Source organism: Myxosarcina sp. GI1(2024), from assembly GCF_053543375.1.
Genome location: NZ_JBKGTY010000006.1, coordinates 203545 through 223257 on the forward strand (window position 1 = coordinate 203545; position 19713 = coordinate 223257).

The 19713-nt window shown below is 40.7% G+C and carries 18 protein-coding genes and 3 pseudogenes; 13 read left to right on the top strand and 8 right to left on the bottom strand.

What is annotated here, in order from left to right; genetic code table 11:
• Positions 1-4 precede the first annotated feature (4 nt).
• Positions 5-1270, bottom strand: coding sequence for an IS701 family transposase (locus ACLFKQ_RS21235; RefSeq protein WP_448999339.1), 1266 nt, complete (start codon positions 1268-1270; stop codon positions 5-7).
• 97 nt (positions 1271-1367) lie between these two features.
• On the opposite strand from ACLFKQ_RS21235, the gene ACLFKQ_RS21240 reads away from it, so the two are divergent.
• From ACLFKQ_RS21240 to ACLFKQ_RS21260, 5 genes and pseudogenes are all read left to right on the top strand, one after another.
• Positions 1368-2104, top strand: a protein-coding gene (locus ACLFKQ_RS21240) for an IS5 family transposase (RefSeq protein ID WP_448999442.1) whose coding sequence is annotated in 2 segments (ribosomal slippage) — positions 1368-1670 and positions 1673-2104 — 735 coding nt in all. Because the reading frame shifts where the segments join, the coding sequence is not laid out codon by codon here.
• A gap of 169 nt (positions 2105-2273) precedes the next feature.
• On the top strand, positions 2274-2849 hold the full coding sequence (locus ACLFKQ_RS21245; RefSeq protein WP_449001728.1) for a GNAT family N-acetyltransferase: 576 nt from the start codon (positions 2274-2276) through the stop codon (positions 2847-2849).
• A 58-nt stretch (positions 2850-2907) separates the two neighbouring features.
• On the top strand, positions 2908-3048 hold the full coding sequence (locus ACLFKQ_RS21250) for a hypothetical protein (protein WP_449001729.1): 141 nt from the start codon (positions 2908-2910) through the stop codon (positions 3046-3048).
• 32 nt (positions 3049-3080) lie between these two features.
• Positions 3081-3635, top strand: a complete 555-nt coding sequence (locus ACLFKQ_RS21255) for a Uma2 family endonuclease (protein ID WP_449001730.1) — start codon at positions 3081-3083, stop codon at positions 3633-3635.
• A 3-nt stretch (positions 3636-3638) separates the two neighbouring features.
• Positions 3639-3860: pseudogene (locus tag ACLFKQ_RS21260) on the top strand (MogA/MoaB family molybdenum cofactor biosynthesis protein); the annotation flags it as partial.
• A gap of 106 nt (positions 3861-3966) precedes the next feature.
• Here ACLFKQ_RS21260 and ACLFKQ_RS21265 read toward each other — a convergent pair.
• A pseudogene (locus tag ACLFKQ_RS21265) lies at positions 3967-5237 on the bottom strand (IS701 family transposase).
• Positions 5238-5632: 395 nt separating this feature from the next.
• Here ACLFKQ_RS21265 and ltrA point away from each other — a divergent pair.
• From ltrA to ACLFKQ_RS21280, 3 genes are all read left to right on the top strand, one after another.
• A complete protein-coding gene (gene ltrA / locus ACLFKQ_RS21270) occupies positions 5633-6973 on the top strand; it encodes a group II intron reverse transcriptase/maturase (RefSeq protein WP_449001731.1) in 1341 nt (446 codons plus the stop codon).
• 96 nt (positions 6974-7069) lie between these two features.
• Entirely contained in the window at positions 7070-7780 is a 711-nt protein-coding gene (locus ACLFKQ_RS21275; RefSeq protein ID WP_449001732.1) for a group II intron maturase-specific domain-containing protein, read from the top strand.
• Positions 7781-7815: 35 nt separating this feature from the next.
• A complete protein-coding gene (locus ACLFKQ_RS21280) occupies positions 7816-7980 on the top strand; it encodes an HNH endonuclease (RefSeq protein ID WP_449001733.1) in 165 nt (54 codons plus the stop codon).
• A 148-nt stretch (positions 7981-8128) separates the two neighbouring features.
• Here the strand turns inward: ACLFKQ_RS21280 and ACLFKQ_RS21285 are convergent.
• Positions 8129-8383 (bottom strand): annotated as a pseudogene (locus ACLFKQ_RS21285) (hypothetical protein); the annotation flags it as partial.
• 101 nt (positions 8384-8484) lie between these two features.
• Between ACLFKQ_RS21285 and ACLFKQ_RS21290 the strand changes: the two are divergent.
• Positions 8485-9132 (top strand): ABC transporter ATP-binding protein, encoded by a 648-nt coding sequence (locus tag ACLFKQ_RS21290; protein WP_449001734.1) that lies wholly within the window; start codon positions 8485-8487, stop codon positions 9130-9132.
• Positions 9129-9884 (top strand): 16S rRNA (guanine(527)-N(7))-methyltransferase RsmG, encoded by a 756-nt coding sequence (gene rsmG / locus ACLFKQ_RS21295; protein ID WP_449001735.1) that lies wholly within the window; start codon positions 9129-9131, stop codon positions 9882-9884. The genes ACLFKQ_RS21290 and rsmG overlap by 4 nt, the downstream gene beginning before the upstream one ends.
• A gap of 273 nt (positions 9885-10157) precedes the next feature.
• On the opposite strand, the gene ACLFKQ_RS21300 is transcribed toward rsmG, so the two are convergent.
• The 5 genes from ACLFKQ_RS21300 to ACLFKQ_RS21320 form a co-directional block, all read right to left on the bottom strand.
• Entirely contained in the window at positions 10158-11543 is a 1386-nt protein-coding gene (locus tag ACLFKQ_RS21300; protein ID WP_449001736.1) for a UDP-glucose dehydrogenase family protein, read from the bottom strand.
• A 74-nt stretch (positions 11544-11617) separates the two neighbouring features.
• Positions 11618-12571, bottom strand: coding sequence for a UDP-glucuronic acid decarboxylase family protein (locus ACLFKQ_RS21305; RefSeq protein ID WP_449001737.1), 954 nt, complete (start codon positions 12569-12571; stop codon positions 11618-11620).
• 134 nt (positions 12572-12705) lie between these two features.
• Entirely contained in the window at positions 12706-13893 is a 1188-nt protein-coding gene (cofH, locus tag ACLFKQ_RS21310) for a 7,8-didemethyl-8-hydroxy-5-deazariboflavin synthase subunit CofH (protein ID WP_449001738.1), read from the bottom strand.
• 294 nt (positions 13894-14187) lie between these two features.
• Positions 14188-14712, bottom strand: a complete 525-nt coding sequence (locus ACLFKQ_RS21315; RefSeq protein ID WP_449001739.1) for a GNAT family N-acetyltransferase — start codon at positions 14710-14712, stop codon at positions 14188-14190.
• 353 nt (positions 14713-15065) lie between these two features.
• On the bottom strand, positions 15066-15239 hold the full coding sequence (locus tag ACLFKQ_RS21320; RefSeq protein WP_449001740.1) for a hypothetical protein: 174 nt from the start codon (positions 15237-15239) through the stop codon (positions 15066-15068).
• A 695-nt stretch (positions 15240-15934) separates the two neighbouring features.
• On the opposite strand from ACLFKQ_RS21320, the gene ACLFKQ_RS21325 reads away from it, so the two are divergent.
• The 3 genes from ACLFKQ_RS21325 to ACLFKQ_RS21335 all read left to right on the top strand — a co-directional run bounded on the left by ACLFKQ_RS21325 (position 15935) and on the right by ACLFKQ_RS21335 (position 19624).
• Positions 15935-16975: an AI-2E family transporter gene (locus tag ACLFKQ_RS21325; protein ID WP_449001741.1), complete on the top strand. Its 1041-nt coding sequence runs from the start codon at positions 15935-15937 to the stop codon at positions 16973-16975.
• Positions 16976-17082: 107 nt separating this feature from the next.
• Positions 17083-18636, top strand: coding sequence for a metallophosphoesterase (locus tag ACLFKQ_RS21330; protein WP_449001742.1), 1554 nt, complete (start codon positions 17083-17085; stop codon positions 18634-18636).
• 28 nt (positions 18637-18664) lie between these two features.
• The gene (locus ACLFKQ_RS21335; RefSeq protein WP_449001788.1) at positions 18665-19624 is read left to right on the top strand and encodes a YegS/Rv2252/BmrU family lipid kinase; all 960 of its coding nucleotides are present in this window, start codon (positions 18665-18667) and stop codon (positions 19622-19624) included.
• The last annotated feature ends 89 nt before the right edge of the window (positions 19625-19713 follow it).

Sequence of the window (19713 nt, forward strand, 5' to 3'; positions counted from 1 at the left end):
AAAATCAAGCCCAAACAAAGCCCAAACTAGCTTTATAAGCTACGAATACGTCGCGATTTTGGTTCAACCATTGGACAAAACGATAAGATATACCTGTACGAAAAGCTTCTAATGCTTCAGGAAATGTCTCCAAAGGTTTGTTCGCCCAACGTCTTCTTAAACCTCCAGTAAGCTTATGCCAAAGGATAAAAGTATAGGCACAAAAAACTAGAATAAAATGTCTTTCCAAACTCTTCTTATCTCTAACTTGATACTCTTTTAATCCTAACCATCCCTTGGCTTCTCGATAGAAAACTTCTATCCAGTTTCTCTGAGCATAAGTTTGAACTATCCATTGCTCGGTTACTATTTCTCCCTCAACATTTGTGAGTAAGTAGTCAATATCTTCAGCATCTTCAAAGATTGGTGCACTCATGACGATAGCTATTTTTCTGATTCCTTCTAGCCTTGATATTTCTGCTTCTATTATTGCTACCCAGACGGTTCTAGGTTTTTCACCCTGGATTTGAATCTCCTTAAATTCCTCATCAGATAACCATTGAGCATATTCATCTACTCTGATTTTTTCTAATTGATTTGATGGAGTTTTAACCAAAATATTACGATTTTTAGCGATTCCTCCTATATACTTTAATTTCTTTTTTTCCAGTTCGAGTAAAACAGTTGTGTTGTTACCATAGGACGAATCTATTAATACTAGTCCTGGTCGATATCCCCTCTTCAAACTTTTATCGATTAATTCTAAGGCTAAGGTGGGTTTTTTCTTGAATTCTCTGTCTTTCTTTCCTTCGGGCAACGAATTACCATGTTGATATAGTTCTATGTCTAAAGGTAAGCTTTTTTGGCCATCATATAGATGAGTTGTTACTACAACATTGCCATTATCTGTTTTCCCAATTTCCCCAATATATTGACGACCTACTGCTGCGGTAAAGTTACCACTTTTTCTATGCCCAGAGTCATCAACAATTAGACTAAATCCCTTACTGATTCTCGTTTGATTACACTTGTTCATCACTTCTAAGCGACGTTCATTTATCTTGTTCGCTGACCAAGTTGCTTCAGTTAAGAAATGGTGTAATTTGTGGTATGTGACCTCTACTGCGTCTTTAGCCATTTGAGATACATTTTTTCGCTCACTTTCCCCTAATAATCCTCCTAAATAATGTCTGAATTCCCTTTTTTGCGCTTTAGTTCTCAGTAAATCATCAAACTTTTGACACCATCTATCGAAACAGGGAGGCATGGCTGCGGGAGTAGTTTCTTTCATAAAGTAAGTGCGATCGGGCTTTAGAATAATGTTAAAGTTAATCAGCAAAGGTATTCTATCTTATTTTGTCTGTTTAAATTGTTTAAGTACCGATAAGTTGGACGATTCTGCTTGGCAGCAAATTTTCGTTGTTCTGAGCCACCAACAAGACATCCGTATCAAAGACCCCAAAGCTTGTCGTCGTTTTCTGAATGCGGTTCTCTGGATTACTCGCACAGGTGCTCAATGGCGTGAATTACCCAAACGTTTTGGCAACTGGAACAGCCTCTACAAACGATATCGGCGTTGGTGTCAGAAGGGAGTTTGGCATCGTCTCTTGCAAGAAATGTCCCACTCTGCTGACTTAGAAAGTTTAATTCCCGATAGCACCATGATTCGTGCTCATCCCTGTGCAGCAGGAGCAAAAGGGGGTCAGAAAAACACTCTTTAGGAGGTTCTTGTGGCGGATTTAGTACCAAGTTACATGCTGTGGTAGATGCGTTGGGCAATCCGCTGCGGTTGCTTCTGACTCCAGGGCAAACCGCCGATATCAGTCAAGGAGAGGCATTGGTGGCTGGTTATCGAGCTCAACAGGTAATTGCCGATAAAGGCTATGATTGTGATGCTTTTGTGGTCTTGATTGAGGAAACTGGTGCTCAAGGCGTGATTCCGCCTCGTTCTGGTCGCCTCAACCCTAGAGATTACGATTCACATCTGTACAAGGAGCGACATCTAGTTGAGTGCTTTTTTAACAAACTTAAATACTATCGTCGCGTTTTCAGCCGTTTTGACAAAACTGACGAATGTTATTTGGGATTTGCCGAATTTGCTTCGGCTTTAATTTGGTTGCGTTAATTGTGTCAACAGAACCTAAGGCTAATATTTAGATTTTTTAGTCTAACATCCTAATTTTTAATAGAAATAGTAATTAACTTGCGATCGCATTTTTGACTTACCCTAACTTTAATTCAATCAGTCATGAAAAATTTATACAATAATTGAGACGCACTCAAGCAAAATAGAATTGTCGAGCGAGCGAACAACTTGGAACTTAACAATTACGACCGAAAGACTCATTCTTCGTCCGCAAAAGCCTGAAGATTATCAACTATGGTATGAAGGATATGCTAGCAGACAACTTGACATGACTGGCTGCGATCGAGAGTGGTTTATTGAATTGTGTCACAAGCATCAAAAACTGGCACTGGAAGACAGATGCTACATTTTTGGTGTTTTTTGTCAGAGTCGCGATCGACATCTAGGTAATATCGATTTGTCTACAATTCGACGTGAGGAAAATTATTGGGCAAACTTGGGCTATAGTACTCACAATCCTTATCGGCGACAAGGTTTTGCTAAAGAAGCAGTCAGAGCTTCATTAATAGCGGGTTTTCAACAATTAGATTATCATCGCATCGAAGCAGCCATTAACCTTGACAATTATGCCTCAATTGCTTTAGCAAAAAGCATTGGGATGAAACAAGAGTGTATCCGTCGTGGCTTTTATTACGAAAACGAAAAATGGGTCGATCATATTATCTACGCTGCGATTCCTCCAGATTTAGGTTTAGCTGAACAACCACCAAAAAATTTTAGTTAACCTACACTGCCGATCGAGTTCCTTTGCGGTCGCGCCCCGATCGATCCCCAAACATTAATTGGTAGATATCTTACTGATTTTAATTATTATTTATTACTGTTGTAGCGGTTTTTGGCGCAACATTAAACTGTGGGATAATTTAACCAAGCATCGCGATCGCTTGTTAGCTACTATCCTGGCTAAAATATACGATAAATAAAGAATCGAAGTAACTATATCCCCTAAGTAAAAATGTTAAGTATTGGAACAGAAAAAAGCGATCGCATTACCACAATTACTAATACGACTTGGGCTGAATATATTAGTTTAGATTTGCCGAGTAAACGAGTCTCATTTCGCAACGGAGTAATTACGATCGTGTCCCCAGGACGTAACCATGAATTGATTGGTGATTATATTAGAGCAATTATTTGGACTTACTGCCGTAAAAATAACTTTGCACTGTTTCCTTACAATCAAACTACCCTCAAGGAAGAAGGAAAAGAAGGGAAAGAACCTGACGTAGCTTACTGTTTTGAGATAGATAAAGACAAGCCAGATCTGGCAGTAGAAATAAATCTAACATCAGGGAGTATCGACGATTTAACTAAATATCAATACTTAAAGATTGCCGAAGTTTGGCTGTGGGAAGACAACAAAATTAGATTCTTTGTTTATCGGGATTCAGGATATTTAGAATTAACTACAAGCAATTCTTTGCCTAAGTTAAACAGCGATCGTGTAACAAAGATCGTGAATAATTGTTTTGGTAAAAGTGTTTTAGAAGTAGAAAAATATTTCCCTTAAAGCTTAAAAGGTTTTGGCGAAATATTTCGGATGATTTCCTATCGAGAAATTAAAACCTCCATCATTCAATCTCGGACTTTGGCTGGGGTGACTAACGGTACTTATATCTTTTGTCTATCTGGTTCTAGCGGTGCTTGTCAAACTGGATGGAGTATTATCAAAGACCAACTCGATTCTCGCCATCGTCCTTGTAATATCAGGTGCGGTAACTCTAAACCCGTATAGGGAACTTCGTCAAGCAAAGTTGAATACGGCTAACGAAAGTAAACTCATGGGTGAACCATCATCAACACGAACAAGCTCAAACGGGTTAACGGTACTTAAACAAAAATCAAGCCCAAACAAAGCCCAAACTAGCTTTATAAGCTACGAATACGTCGCGATTTTGGTTCAACCATTGGACAAAACGATAAGATATACCTGTACGAAAAGCTTCTAATGCTTCAGGAAATGTCTCCAAAGGTTTGTTCGCCCAACGTCTTCTTAAACCTCCAGTAAGCTTATGCCAAAGGATAAAAGTATAGGCACAAAAAACTAGAATAAAATGTCTTTCCAAACTCTTCTTATCTCTAACTTGATACTCTTTTAATCCTAACCATCCCTTGGCTTCTCGATAGAAAACTTCTATCCAGTTTCTCTGAGCATAAGTTTGAACTATCCATTGCTCGGTTACTATTTCTCCCTCAACATTTGTGAGTAAGTAGTCAATATCTTCAGCATCTTCAAAGATTGGTGCACTCATGACGATAGCTATTTTTCTGATTCCTTCTAGCCTTGATATTTCTGCTTCTATTATTGCTACCCAGACGGTTCTAGGTTTTTCACCCTGGATTTGAATCTCCTTAAATTCCTCATCAGATAACCATTGAGCATATTCATCTACTCTGATTTTTTCTAATTGATTTGATGGAGTTTTAACCAAAATATTACGATTTTTAGCGATTCCTCCTATATACTTTAATTTCTTTTTTTCCAGTTCGAGTAAAACAGTTGTGTTGTTACCATAGGACGAATCTATTAATACTAGTCCTGGTCGATATCCCCTCTTCAAACTTTTATCGATTAATTCTAAGGCTAAGGTGGGTTTTTTCTTGAATTCTCTGTCTTTCTTTCCTTCGGGCAACGAATTACCATGTTGATATAGTTCTATGTCTAAAGGTAAGCTTTTTTGGCCATCATATAGATGAGTTGTTACTACAACATTGCCATTATCTGTTTTCCCAATTTCCCCAATATATTGACGACCTACTGCTGCGGTAAAGTTACCACTTTTTCTATGCCCAGAGTCATCAACAATTAGACTAAATCCCTTACTGATTCTCGTTTGATTACACTTGTTCATCACTTCTAAGCGACGTTCATTTATCTTGTTCGCTGACCAAGTTGCTTCAGTTAAGAAATGGTGTAATTTGTGGTATGTGACCTCTACTGCGTCTTTAGCCATTTGAGATACATTTTTTCGCTCACTTTCCCCTAATAATCCTCCTAAATAATGTCTGAATTCCCTTTTTTGCGCTTTAGTTCTCAGTAAATCATCAAACTTTTGACACCATCTCATCTATCGAAACAGGGAGGCATGGCTGCGGGAGTAGTTTCTTTCATAAAGTAAGTGCGATCGGGCTTTAGAATAATGTTAAAGTTAATCAGCAAAGGTATTCTATCTTATTTTGTCTGTTTAAATTGTTTAAGTACCGTTAATGGGCTTGCCCAAAAGGGAAAGGATAAAAGAGGCAAGCGGTTGCCGAGCCAACTTGACAAGTACCCTCAATAAACCTGGTGGAAAGTGAGAGCCTAAGTTCAACGCAAAACGGAAATTGGGAACGAAGTAACCCTCATAAGTTCTCTCTGATTCACCTGATATCAGAGTAGGCAGTCAGCTAAATGTCTTGTGAGGGAAGGATTTTCTCAGAAGCTAATGATTTGAGGAAAGCTCAAATATACGCTGACGGAGACACAGCAATCTGGAAGATAAAGTTGTCAGTAGCAATGAACAAGTCATGAGCGAGTTAACGACTACGTATGAATGGAAAGACATCCCCTGGCAAAAGCTAGAGAGGAAAGTTTTCAAGTTGCAAAAACAAATTTATCAAGCCTCGAAAAATGGCAAAAGAAGCAAAGTTCGCAGACTTCAGCGACTCCTAATCAAATCCTGGGCAGCCAGAACTCTAGCAACGCGAAAGGTCAGCCAAGATAATCAGGGCAAGAAAACAGCAGGCATTGACGGCTTGAAGTCACTTACACCCAAACAAAGGCTGATTCTCGTCCAAAATCTCAAGCTAAATACGGAGAAAGCATCTCTTACCCGTCGTGTGTGGATTCCCAAACCAGGTAATTCTGAGGAAAAAAGACCTCTTAATATCCCTACCATTTTTGATAGAGCCAAACAAACTCTATACAAAATGGCATTAGAATCTGAATGGGAAGCGAAATTTGAAGCCAACAGCTTCGGTTTTCGCCCTGGGAGAAGTTGTCATGACGCGATCATAGCAATCTATCAAAATATCTGTCATAAGCCCAAATGGATTTTAGAAACAGATATCTCGAAGTGCTTCGACTCCATACCGCACCATAAGCTCTTGATTTTAATTCGAGAGCGAGTGAGGGATGGCAGTATGCTAAGGATCGTCAAACAGAGTCTCAAAGTGGCAGTAGCCTACGCAGGAAAGGTAGAGCTAAGGAGAATTGGAGTACCACAAGGCTCTCCCATCTCACCGCTGTACAGCAACATCTACCTGAATCTAATCGATCGAGTTTGGCATACCCAAGGCTACCCAGAGAAACTGGGGGCTAGGTTCCATCGCTATGCTGATGACGTAATTCTGGTGTGTCGCCGTAATGCCGAGCGGGCATTGGCGGCACTCGAAGCGATCGCCAGGCACATGGATTTGACTCTGAACCAAGATAAGACCAGAATTACTCCTTTAAGGGAGGGATTTAATTTTATCGGTTTTGAGTTTGTCAAACGACGCAGTCCTAGCAGTGGCAAACAGAGAATTTATATCTTTCCCAGTAAGCGTTCCCAGGGTAACATACGTCATAAGATTAGGTCTTTTATGAAAAGAAGGGCACCAATTAAGCCTCAGGAATTTGTCAGGCAAATCAACCAGGCGGTATTGGGATGGGCGAATTACTATCGTCACACCAATGCTAGCCAAGCGTTCCGCAGCCTACAAAGATTCATCAATATCCGCTTTCGTCGTTACCTAAATTACCGAAGCAAACGCCGAGGTTTCGGGTGGAAACAATTTCCTAATCAGAAACTGTATGCCATGGGAATAATCTACATTGGCAGCGGTTTCATCAGGTACGAGAGAGCAACTGTGCATGCCCGTCAATGAAGACTGTCGGACCGCCGTATTCGGAAAAACTGAACGTACGGTGGGATGGGAAGGGAATGGTCTAGGAGCCAGGAAAGAGATAGTGAGACACTGCCGATGGGGAAACCCGCAGTCAACGGATTAGGCTCTTTCTACCGTTACCAAAACCATTTCTTTACCCTAGACCTAGTAATAATTCATGAAAAACTGGAAATTATCCAGCAAATCCAACCCTATCTTCAGAAATGGTTGCAGAAAGTGGATTTGGAATTAAAACTTAGTAAAACTCGCATCTGTCATACCCTTAAACGGGTTGATGGACAAGTAGGTTTTGATTTCCTCGGCTTTAATATTCGTTCTTATGAGATGAGTAAATATCGCTCAGGCAAATCAATGAAAGGTTTTAAAACCATTATTCAACCAAGTGCTACAGCTATCAAACGGCAGTCTCGTAAACTGCAAGAGGTAATACAAAGGCATAAAGCTGCACCACAAGCTGCTTTAATCGACCATCTCAACCTGATTATACGGGGGTGGTCTGCTTATTACTCATCGGAGTGTAGTAAAAAGACATATAATCATTTGGACTTTTTACTGTACCAAAAGCTGCGTGCTTGGGCAAAACGTCGTCATCCGAATAAAAGCGGTAGATGGATAGCAAGCCGATACTGGCTGGTTAACAGTGGTGGGGGTTGGGTTTTCGCAGCTCTCTTGGGCAACCAACTGCTGAAATTAGCCACTCACTCACAAACTCCCATCGTGCGACATATCAAAGTTCAAAGCGATCGCAGTGCGTTTGATGGTGATTGGAGTTATTGGAACAGGTAAACATCCTGAACTAGCCAAATCACATCGCCCGACTGTTGAAGCAACAAAGGGGCAAATGCCCTTATTGCGGACTTTATTTTGAGTCAAGTAATCTTTTGGAAGTCCACCATTTGGACGGCGATCGCCAAAATCACAGAAAAAATAACTTGATTCTACTTCACCAACATTGCCATGACCAAGTTCATAGCTGGTGTGAATGACAAGCACCGGATTGTTGAGAAGCTGGATGAATCTAAAGGTTCACGTCCAGTTTTGCAGACGAGTCGGAGGGGTGACTCTTCGACTTAGTTTAACTCAACCCCAAGTATGATTCAAAAGAAATGCGATCGCTTACGAGCGGAATATTTATTAATAAGCATAAGGAACTGTAAAATCCCAGAATTTGAGATAATGAATGAGCGATTGAATTGAATATTTGAGCATTATTTCTGATTTAGAGTAACAGAGAGTGTCTTGGCAAGCATTCCCTTACGTCTTACGCCGAGGTGGGGTCTTGCCGCTTTCCGATATAATCGGGCTAAATAGTGTCTCAATCTTTCTGCCTCAACTAAGCATCATCTAAGTATTAGACGCAATTTGGTCGCCATCTGGAATAAAATCTGGTGGTTCAGCAATTCAAAGTGGTGCTCTAGCAATTCATATGAGTCGATCGCAAATCCAGAAAAAGTAGAATTTAAATTCTAAACTGAGGTATTTATTTAATAATGCTTTATCTCAAAAATTTAAGCTATCATCCTCCTGCTACAGTTATGCCTATTTTAAAAGATATCAGTCTAGAACTCGCACCACGAGAATTGGGAGTAATCGTTGGTGCTAGTGGTTCGGGAAAAACTACTCTACTAGAAATTTTAGCTGGACTGGCAGAAAAAACGGGGGGGAAAATTTTCTGGCGCGATCGTGAACTAACGGATATACAACTACAGCAGTTAGCAGGACTAGTGTTTCAGTTCCCCGAACGTCATTTCTGTGGTGGTACGGTATTAGAAGAACTCCGCTTGGGACATCCCGAACTGGGTTCTGAGAGAGTTAAACAAGCTTTAAGCGAAGTAGGATTAGACCAGATCTCTTTGAGTATATCTCCTAATGCTCTTAGTGGCGGTCAACAACGACGTTTGGCTCTAGCCGTACAGCTAATTCGTCAGCCAAATATTTTAATGTTAGACGAGCCAACAGCAGGATTAGATTGGTCGATGCGATCGCAACTAACAAAACTACTGGCAAAACTCAAAGAACATTGGATGCTCTTGGTAGTGACTCACGAGCCAGGGGAACTAATTGAAATAGCCGATCGCTGTTGGACGATAGATAAGGGAGAATTAAAGGCTACCCCAGCAGTATCCTTAAGTAAATGAATCACAGTAACCATCTAGAGCCACAAGAAATCCCCCAGTTGCCAGAAATGTCTCGAGTTTGGCAAGCAACACTCAATTGGCAACCTAGTGAATGGCAGCAACGACAATTTCAAAGTATCTATGCAGAGATTTTATCCGGCAATCGCCTCCAAAACCTAACTCGCATTACTGCACCAGAAGCTTTTTGGGAGAAACATCTTTGGGATTCGATTTCGGGAACCATCAGAATAGAGTCTGGCAATAGTTCTTTAACTGCGATTGATATTGGTACGGGTGCCGGATTTCCCGGAATTCCTCTGGCGATCGCCTATCCCAATTGGAAAATTACTTTGCTTGACTCTACTCGCAAAAAAATTGCTTTTATCGACACCGCGATCGTTAAATTAAATCTCCAGAACGTCAAAACCATAGTAGCAAGAGCCGAAGCCCTGGGACGGCAATCGAACCAACGCGAAACTTACGACTTTGCTGTCATTAGAGCTGTCAGTCAAGCTTCTGTCTGCGCTGAATATGCTTTACCTTTGGTTAAAGTTGGCGGTTTAGCTATCCTCTATCGAGGAAGTTGGAACGAGGCAGACACATCGGCAATAGAGTCGGTGGCTATTAAACTAGGGAGTAAACTCGAAGCAGTCTATGCGCACGAAACTCCAATTACTAAGAGTATTCGTCACTGTGTTTATTTACGCAAACATTTTCCTACTGCAAAACAATTCCCTCGGGCGATCGGTATTCCAGACCGCCAGCCACTTTGACTAATCTCGCGCAATCATACTATTTTCTTCTGGCTGTTAAGAGTTAGGTACTTGCCCCCATATCCCACAAGTTTGAAGGGTTGGAAGGTGAAAATTATTCGACTAAACCGCGTCTACTTTAAAACTAGTAGTTTTTGATTTTTTTACTTTTAGGTCATCGGTACAGGCGGTGTCTGCGATGACCGCATTCCGCGGTTAAAGGGATTTGGCTAAAACTCCAGTTCTCTATATGGACGCGGTTTATGTAAATCTCGTCAGTTTTTAAAATTGAGACTAACGACCCATACCGACATAACGGAAACCAGCCGTCATCAACTTTTCGCGCTCGAGGAAATTACGACCGTCAATCATTAAAGCATTGGTCATTTGTTTGCCCATTTTGACATAGTCGAGCTTTAAAAACTCTTGCCAATCAGTAACTAGTACCAAAGCATCACATCCGTCAGCTAGCATATCAGCATTAGTTTCAATAATTACTCCCGTCAAGCCGTGACTCAAACCAGACTGAGAAACAATTGGGTCGTAAGCTTTTACCCTAGCTCCCAATCTGTTTAGTTGTTCGATTAAATCTAGTGCAGGAGCATCTCTCATATCGTCAGTATCTGGTTTGAAAGTCAGACCGAGCAATCCAACTGTTTTTCCTTTAAGGATTTTTAGTTCTTGCTGCAGCTTTTCTAAAGCCATCAAACGCTGACGCTGGTTAACTCGAACTGCCGCTTTGAGTAGTTCCGATTCGTAGCCGTAATCATCCGCCGTATGAATTAAAGCCGAAACGTCTTTGGGAAAACAAGAGCCTCCCCATCCAATACCAGCCTGAAGAAACTTACTGCCGATCCGAGAATCTAAACCGATACCTTTAGCAACCTGAGTCACGTCTGCACCGACGCGATCGCAAATATTAGCAACTTCGTTGATAAAACTAATTTTAGTGGCGAGAAAAGAGTTTGCCGCATATTTGATCATTTCTGCCGAACTTAAATCGGTAACTACTACAGGCACGGGGGGTAAAGATTTGTCCTCAGCAAAATCCCGATTTACCAAAGGCTTGTATAGTTCCTGCATCATGGCAATGGCTTTTTCACTGTTGCTCCCCAAAACGATGCGGTCTGGATTAAAAGTATCGTAAACCGCCGAACCTTCACGCAAAAACTCAGGATTACTCACTACATCAAAGTTGGCTTCAAGATTTTTTTCCAGTTCTCTACCACTAACTGTAGTTACCGGGGTTTTTTCTCGTTCGGTAACTCCTTCTAGAGCAATCATTCTTACCCAGTCACCAGAACCAATTGGTACGGTTGATTTATTGACAATTACTTTATAATCGCCATTGAGATGTGCTCCAATACCCCGAGCCACCGCTTCTACGTAACGGGTATCGCTTTCTCCTGTGGGTAGAGCTGGAGTTCCTACAGCAATAAACAAGACTTCTCCGTGGGCTACCCCTTTAGCTAGATCGGAAGTAAACATTAACCGTCCGGCTTCTGCCGAAGTTTTCATCAGTTCCGATAAGCCCGGTTCGTAAATTGGCGACTGTCCCGACTGCATCAACTTGACTTTTTCTTCATTGTTGTCAACGCAAATTACTTCATGTCCAATATGAGATAAACAAACACCAGTAACCAAACCAACATATCCAGTACCGATAACACAAACGCGCATAATATTCACCCCTTATCAAATGAGATTAGTTAAGTATTGTCGTAGTTAAAAATTCCTGAAACAGGACAAAAAATTTACTTTGCGTGTATTTTCAATTTTTCATTTTCAATACGCGAGCGAAAATCTTCTATAGTCAGTTTTAAACCCTCTTCTAAGGGAATTTTAGGCTCCCAACCCAGTAACTTCTTGGCTTTAGTAATATCTGGCTGTCTCTGTTTGGGATCGTCTTTGGGTAATGGTTTGAAAATTAATTCGGCATCGGGATTGACCATCTGTTGAATAGTTTTGGCAAGTTCGAGAATTGTATATTCTTCAGGATTGCCGACATTGATCGGTCCGACATAGTCATTGTTCATCAGGCGTATCATTCCCTCTACCAAGTCGGAAACGTAGCAAAAACTTCGGGTTTGACAGCCATCCCCGTAAACGGTTAAAGGTATTCCTCGTAGTGCTTGAATGATGAAGTTACTAACTACACGACCGTCATTTTCAAACATTCGTGGTCCGTAAGTATTAAAAATCCTCATTACTCGAATATCGACTTGATTTTGACGATGGTAATCAAATGCCAGAGTTTCTGCAACTCTTTTTCCTTCGTCGTAGCAGCTACGAATTCCAATGCAGTTGACATTACCTCGATATTCTTCTGGTTGGGGATGCACGTCGGGATCGCCATAAACCTCGGAAGTGGAGGCGAGTAAAAATCTGGCTTTAACTCGTTTGGCTAATCCCAACATATTTAATGTTCCCATAACATTAGTTTTAATTGTTTTTACGGGATTATATTGATAATGTACTGGAGAAGCGGGACAAGCAAGATGATAAATTTGGTCGGCTTCTAATCGAATCGGCTCGGTAATATCGTGGCGAATTAGTTCGAAGTAAGGATTGTCAAACCATTTGATAATGTTTCGTTTGTGACCCGTATAGAAATTATCCAAACAAATAACTTCGTGTCCTTGGTTCATCAACCGGTCGATCAGATGGGAACCAATAAAACCAGCACCACCAGTTACTAATATTCTCATTTACCAGTTAGTTACTACCTAATATATTTAATTTGACTTCTGACTATTTCAAAGTCAATAATAAACTAACTTTGTATTTCAGGGATGTCTAGTAGTAACTATACTCGATCGCCCGCTATAATTTGTTTTTACTGTTAGTATAAGTACTCATAAAGGGTGTTTCTTTGACGATAGGGACGATTTAAATCGACGATCGCTTTTTGTAAAGTAGCTACATCCATACAAGTACCTCCCTGGGCTCCTGCCATGGTGGTAATATGCTCTTCCATTAAAGTTCCTCCCAGATCGTTACAGCCCCATTCGAGAGCCTGTTTTGCCCCTGCCAAGCCCAGTTTTACCCAACTGGGTTGATGATTGACAATCCAGTTACCGAGGTAAATACGAGCCACTGCGGTAAGATGGAGGGCATCGGCTAGGATGGGCTGATCTCTGCCGACTCGATGGCGGATTGGCTTGGGTGCTTCTTGTCCGACAAAGGGTAAAATAATAAACTCGGTAATTTTAGCTGGATAATTTTCCCTTACTGCGATTTGTTGGAGCGCTCGCAGTTTAGCTAGATGTTCGATTTGCTGTTGTGGGGTTTCGATATGACCTGATAGTATGGTACTGGTAGTAGGTACTCCCAAACGATGGGCAGTACTGATAATTTCTAACCAGGTAGCAGTATTAATTTTTTCGGGACAGATCGTTTTTCTGACGCGATCGTTTAATATTTCAGCAGCCGTACCTGGCATCGAACCCAAACCTGTCTCTTTGAGGGCTTTTAATACTGTTTCGTAACTAATTCGATCTTCTCGGGCAATAAACTGGATTTCCTGTGGCGAAAAAGCATGAAGATGAAGTTGGGGAAATCTATCTTTAATTGCCTTAATTAGTTGTAAATAATAGTCCAAAGACTTGCCGTTACGTTTGGCTTGAGGATTTAATCCTCCTTGCATACAAATTTCAGTTGCTCCCAAATCTACGGCTTCGGAAGCTTTAGCGATAATCTGTTCTGTATCCAACCAGAATGCACCTTTGTCTTCAGGATCGCGACGAAAAGCACAGAAGCTACAGTGCTGCTCGCAAATATTGGTAAAATTAATATTGCGGTTAATTACATAAGTAACTACATCTCCTGCCTGTTGTTTTCGCAAACGATCCGCCGTTTTGCCGATTGTAGCGATAGTTTCGCAATTTTTAGCTTGGATTAAAATAAGAGCTTCAGCCTCAGAAATGTCTGCACCTGCTTCTGCCTTATCTAAAATAGCTTCAACGTTACTTGAAGTTTGAGTTTGATAGATCGCATTTAAATCAAAGTTAGATTTATAAGAGAAAAGCATAAATGATGTGTTAATGTTAATTTTATGGACATTAAATAATTATTAATCTAATTTAAAAAATCGTCCTAGCCTATGACTAGTGATGAATGCACATAAACTACTCGTCAGAATGACTTTGTTTATGTTCTTAGAACCTAACAATAGCGTCTAATCAACTAAATTACGCTTTATTTCTCAAAAAATCTCAAAAATATTTGATGAGCGGGTTATCAGAGAAGATTTGAGCAACTAGTTCGAGGAAAATTCGAAACCACATTTCGACAAATCAACTAAAGTATAAAACTAACTTTGGTTTTAATCGGGATACCAAAACATTCCTTTAATTCCTTCTGGATCGAGAATAAATCCCAATCGGCGATAAAAATCAACTACGTGAGGATCTGCAAATAAAGTGATGTTGCTAATATCGGCTTTTCTTAATTTGTCGATCGCGAATTTCATCATTGCTTTTCCCAAACCGCGATTTTGAAATTTGGGATCGACCACTACATCCCAGATAGTGGCATTAAAAGCTCCATCGGAGGTAGCGCGGGCAAAACCAATCAGACGACGTTTTTGACCTCTAGTTTCCCACATCGAAACTACCAAAAAGCTGTGTTGAATAGCTTTTTTAACTTTGCGTAATGGACGGCGAGCCCATCCAACGCGATCGCATAACTCTTCTAATTCATATAGGTCTATATCATCCCGCTCGATACTAAACAAAATTTTAGACTCTAAAGCATATTTGCCATTCGAACCTAGCTCACCGCTAAGTTCGGTAGACTCTGATGTAGCTAGGGTATCCAAATTACTAAACAACCTTTTCCAAAAGACCATGCCGGAGGGCGATAATGTTTTCTGTTTGCCGACTAAAGATATGTTTGAGATATATCTCAGTGATCGTAATTTAATTTTAAGCTTAAAAGGGTGCTATTTTGTCAAATCTACTCTTAAGCTTTTACCTTTCAGCCAGACAAAATCGATCGCTTCTAACTACAACAGTGAGTTGGGAAAATTTTTTTAAGCGCTTCACTCAGCAAAACTGAGTTAAATTGAGCACACCTCATGTCGCTCGGACGAGATTCCCGACCTTGCTTCGAGGAATGCTCGGGTCACCTAGTCGATTGAGCAACATAGACAACAACACTAAGGCTTTCTAACTAACCAGCAGAGGTCGGGGCAAATACAAATTAGGTTTTTTCAGAGGAAGATTTATTCTCTTCAGTTTCTGAATTTCCCTCATTTTTATCATAACTTCTCTTACTCCTGCCAGAGTAACGAGAAGAAGTTGTCTTACGATACTTGCGAGCATTGACCTTGTTTCGTTCTGCTTTCTCTTTTTTGGCATTACGACGTTTAGCCATGTTAATTCCTCATTAATACAACAAAACGCTTCTAAAAGATTTTTTGAATTAATCTATTTGCTCTCTAGAAGCGTTATTTTACGTAACTCGGTCGCTTAAAAAGATTGTTTTGACAATCTCTATTGTCCTAATTACGATTTTCACACAGTTTAGTTTAGTTGAACTTTCAACTTCAACTTGGGTTTCACTTATTTAATACAATCAAAAGCAGAAGCTAAAGTAGCTTTTCCGCTTTAAGTACCCATTTCTAAAACAGCCTAGCTTCTTACCAGAGCGGTATTTTTCTCGGTTCTAAGTTAAACCGAGCGCCAGTTTTTTCCACTCGCTTGTAACAACTAACGAAATGAATTTGGGTAATTCGGTATTTAACCTATATTATCTACATAAACTTGCACGAAGCGATCGCCTCCTCAATCATAATTTTGTAGAGAGTGAAGACTTTGGAGACCAGTACATTGATACTCAACCAAATTCCGTTAGCTCTTCATTTTATTTTCGTTGAATATCATAGCACTTTTATAGTTGAAAGCAAGCTAACTAAACTGTTTGGTTCGATTGAGATTATCATCATAGTTACACTAGCCAGAGAAGTGCAGTGGATAAAACATTCTTAAGAAAGATGAAAAACACTCAAAAAGCAATTAGATTCATCATCATCCCTTCATTAGAACTTACTTAAAATAGAGGACAAAATCGTGCGCTCGTCGGGATTGATAATTGGAACTTTTGCCTTAATTATTGCCATCTATATTATTTGGCGTATCAAACAAGTTATTCTGCTTGCTTTTGCGGCAGTAGTGTTTGCGACGATAATCAACCGGCTAGTCAGACTGTTGCAACGATATAAAATCAAACGAGGAGCGGCGGTCGCCATCTCGGTTATTTCCGTGTTGTTATTACTAGCCGGATTTTTGATTTTAGTCGTACCGCCTTTTATCCAACAAATAAGACAATTGATCCAGTTGGTACCCCTGGGTATAGAACAGTTGCGCACTTGGACTGATTTGCTACAAAATCTCGTTCCAGAAGATTTAGTCGGCGATTTTGCGCCCCTCGAGTCTCTGAGCAGCAATTTTCGAGCCTGGACGAGCGGTTTGCTGGACAATTTTCTCAGCTTATTCTCTAGTACGATGACCGTGGTACTTTATACTATACTAGTAATAGTAGTCACGATTATGTTGCTAATTAACCCCGTTGCATATCGACAAGTTTTCATCTTACTTTTTCCCGCTTTTTATCGTCGCCGAGTCAAAGAAATTTTATACGAGTGCGAAATCAAACTAGGTGGCTGGGCTGTAGGAACTCTGTTTAACATGACCGTAATTACGATTATGAGTGGTATTGGATTATTAGTTTTAGGAGTACAGTTGCCTTTAGCTAATGCACTTTTAGCAGGGATACTGACCTTTATTCCTAACCTGGGTCCTACTTTGAGCGTCATTCCTCCTACGGCTCTAGCTTTATTGGATGCCCCCTGGAAAGCGATCGCGGTAATCATACTTTATATCGCGATTCAGCAAATCGAAAGTAACATTCTGACCCCGATGGTGATGAAGAAACAAATTTCGTTATTACCTGCCATAACTTTATTGTCACAGGTAGCGTTTGCGGTTTTTTTCGGCATTTTAGGTTTGTTTTTAGCCTTACCAATCGTTGCTGTAGGACAAGTTTGGTTCAAAAAAGTGCTAATCGAAGATATTCTCGATCGCTGGCAGTTGGATACTCCTAAAAGCTGATGGGTAATTATAGCCATAGCTTAAGACAGATCCCTTCCCAAGCTCGATTGACTAAAATAACGAGCGTTAATTTAATTATGATGGGATAACTCTGTCTAAATATAAAGATGAAATTTGTTACCGAACCTTCGACAGCAATAAAAATTGCCAAAATGAAGCAGAGAGTGCGGTGGCAACAATCAGCTTTAAAAAAGCGGGCGATCGATCAAACTCAGCTAGTTATAGACGATCCCCGAAGCGATAGTCCAGAATTTTCTTTTTTAGTCATCGGCGATAGCGGTTGCGGTGAACATTACGCCCATACTCCTCAAAGACAAGTGGCAAAAATGATGCTCAAACATCAGCATGAAGCTAATTTTGTTTTGCACACCGGGGATATAGTTTATCAAGTAGGCTCTAGAGAATTTTACCATCAAAACTTTATCGCTCCCTATCGAGAATTTATCGTAGGAGGAGAATTGCCACGGCAAGTATCTTACGATCGCATGGTATTCGAGCGACCTTTTTTAACCGTACCTGGAAACCACGATTATTATGACTTGCCATTAGTTTATGGAATTTTAGCTAAAACAACTCGACCGTTACGCCGTCTATTTGGTTCTTATCTGGAGATCGATGTAGGTTGGCATGGCTCGTTTGAAGGACAGGCTTATGCCAAAGCCTTTCTAGACTACTTATTAGACTTAGATTCAAAAAAATTAGGCCATCACCTCGACCGTCACTATACCGCTGAATTTCAGGGTAGTCGCTGTCTGCGTTATCAGCCTGGTAAGTTTACTCGCTTGCCCAATCGGTACTATAGCTTTCGCTACGGTGGTATCGATTTTATCGCACTAGATTCTAACACTTTTGTCGAACCACCGCCGATTCCAGACACCGAAGAGGGAAAACAAGTTCGTCGTCAACTAGTAGCCCGTAAAGAAAAATTAGAACGTCAAGAAATGCAAATTTGGGAGTCTACCATGCAATTAGATCGAGATTCCTCAGAAGATGCCGAACGTTTAGATGACTATCAAGGTAAACTAAATCAAATTGGCGAAATGAAGCGCGACATTGAGAAAAGACTCAACAAAGAAAAAATCGCCATCGACAACGAACAGTTAAGCTGGTTGCGTCATAAATTAATTGCTTCTTGGCAAGATGAAACAGCGCGGGGAAGAGTAATCTATCTCCATCATCCACCCTACGTTACCGAAGCGACTAAATGGAATCAGGCACAGACTTTAGAGGTTCGCTATCATCTGCGGCAAGTTTTAGAAGAAGTGGCACACAAGCTAGATAAAACCTCAGACCGTCCCTTAGTAGATTTAGTGATATCCGGACACGCTCACTGTTTAGAACATCTCTACACCGAAGATACCGGATATGCTGATTCTTACATCAATTGGATTGTCTGCGGAGGAAGCGGTCATAGTTTGCGTCGTCAGCGTCCTCAAGGAGGGATTTTGCCAGAAACCAGAGAAAATACAGAAATTCAAGTAGCCCAATCCCTATTATTCGTCGGTCGTAATGGACGGGGTTCTAATAAGAAAAAACCCTACAGTTGCTTGCGAATCAAAGTCGAGCGCGGCACTCCACCCAAATTTAGCGTACAGCCTCTAGTAGCAGAGCGATCGCACCATCGTTGGCGTACATATCAGCTCGATACTTTTACTATTTGATAGCGATCCATTCTATATTTGACTATATATCCTTAAAGGTTCGACTATGAATCGTTCGGCTTATCTAATTTTTAACCCAGTAGCAGGACAAGGGGACTCTGAAGCAGAGCTTAACCAGATTGAAGAGTTATTATCTTCTGAGATCGATTTAAGCATTCAATTTACTAGCGAAGTCATCGGTGCCAGTTTACTTGCGCGCGGTGCCTTGGAACAAAACGCTCAAATGATTATTGCTTCTGGAGGAGATGGTACTATTTCTCAAGTAGCTGAAGCGGTCGTCGGTAGTGGGGTTCCTTTAGGTATAATTTCTCGTGGTACCGCTAATGCTTTTGCCAATGCCTTGGAAATACCAGTCGATTTAACCGAGGCTTGTGAAACAATTTTAGCAGGAGCGACTCGTACTGTAGACACTGCTATTTGTAACGAAAAACGGATAGTATTACTAGCAGGAATTGGTTTGGAAGCAGAAACTGTTGACAATGCCGACCGCCAGATCAAAAATCGTTTGGGAAAGTTAGCTTATATAGTTTCGGGACTTAGACAGCTACAAGATTTTCCTCAGTTTAACGCTCAAATCGAAACTGAAGAGAGGACAATTACTCTGCAGGCAACTGCGATTACCATTGCTAATGCTGCCCCTAAGACTTCGATTTTGGCACAAGGACCTGCGGGAATTATTGCTAATGATGGGCTTTTAGACATCACTATTGTCTATCCTGAAAACTTGACTGGGGCGATTGCGGCTTCTTATAATTTGCTGCAAACTGCCGTTAATCAGGAGTCTGTAGAAAGAGATGACGTAACTTATTTAAGAACTAAGTGGATTAGAATAACTACCGATCCCCCACAGAAATTGGTTTTGGACGGCGAAATTGTAGGTACAGAAAGAATGGTAGAGGTAAAGTGTTTTCCCCAAAGCTTGACGGTATTCGTTCCCGAAGCTCAACGCGGTCGCCCATCCCCTGAGATTAGCGGAGTACCAGAATAAAATACGATATTGAGAATAATAGCTACTTTGCAGATGCAGATAATTACCATTAACAGTTCTAGAAAAAGATTCGCTAAAACAATCCTCCG

Coding starts and splice junctions, on each gene's coding strand:
- ACLFKQ_RS21290 (WP_449001734.1), top strand. CDS start 8,485: ATGCTTTATCTCAAAAATTTAAGCTATCATCCTCCTGCTACAGTTATG.
- rsmG (WP_449001735.1), top strand. CDS start 9,129: ATGAATCACAGTAACCATCTAGAGCCACAAGAAATCCCCCAGTTGCCA.
- ACLFKQ_RS21300 (WP_449001736.1), bottom strand. CDS start 11,543: ATGCGCGTTTGTGTTATCGGTACTGGATATGTTGGTTTGGTTACTGGT.
- ltrA (WP_449001731.1), top strand. CDS start 5,633: ATGAGCGAGTTAACGACTACGTATGAATGGAAAGACATCCCCTGGCAA.
- ACLFKQ_RS21305 (WP_449001737.1), bottom strand. CDS start 12,571: ATGAGAATATTAGTAACTGGTGGTGCTGGTTTTATTGGTTCCCATCTG.
- ACLFKQ_RS21255 (WP_449001730.1), top strand. CDS start 3,081: ATGTTAAGTATTGGAACAGAAAAAAGCGATCGCATTACCACAATTACT.
- ACLFKQ_RS21320 (WP_449001740.1), bottom strand. CDS start 15,239: ATGGCTAAACGTCGTAATGCCAAAAAAGAGAAAGCAGAACGAAACAAG.
- ACLFKQ_RS21235 (WP_448999339.1), bottom strand. CDS start 1,270: ATGAAAGAAACTACTCCCGCAGCCATGCCTCCCTGTTTCGATAGATGG.
- cofH (WP_449001738.1), bottom strand. CDS start 13,893: ATGCTTTTCTCTTATAAATCTAACTTTGATTTAAATGCGATCTATCAA.
- ACLFKQ_RS21330 (WP_449001742.1), top strand. CDS start 17,083: ATGAAATTTGTTACCGAACCTTCGACAGCAATAAAAATTGCCAAAATG.
- ACLFKQ_RS21315 (WP_449001739.1), bottom strand. CDS start 14,712: ATGGTCTTTTGGAAAAGGTTGTTTAGTAATTTGGATACCCTAGCTACA.
- ACLFKQ_RS21275 (WP_449001732.1), top strand. CDS start 7,070: ATGGGGAAACCCGCAGTCAACGGATTAGGCTCTTTCTACCGTTACCAA.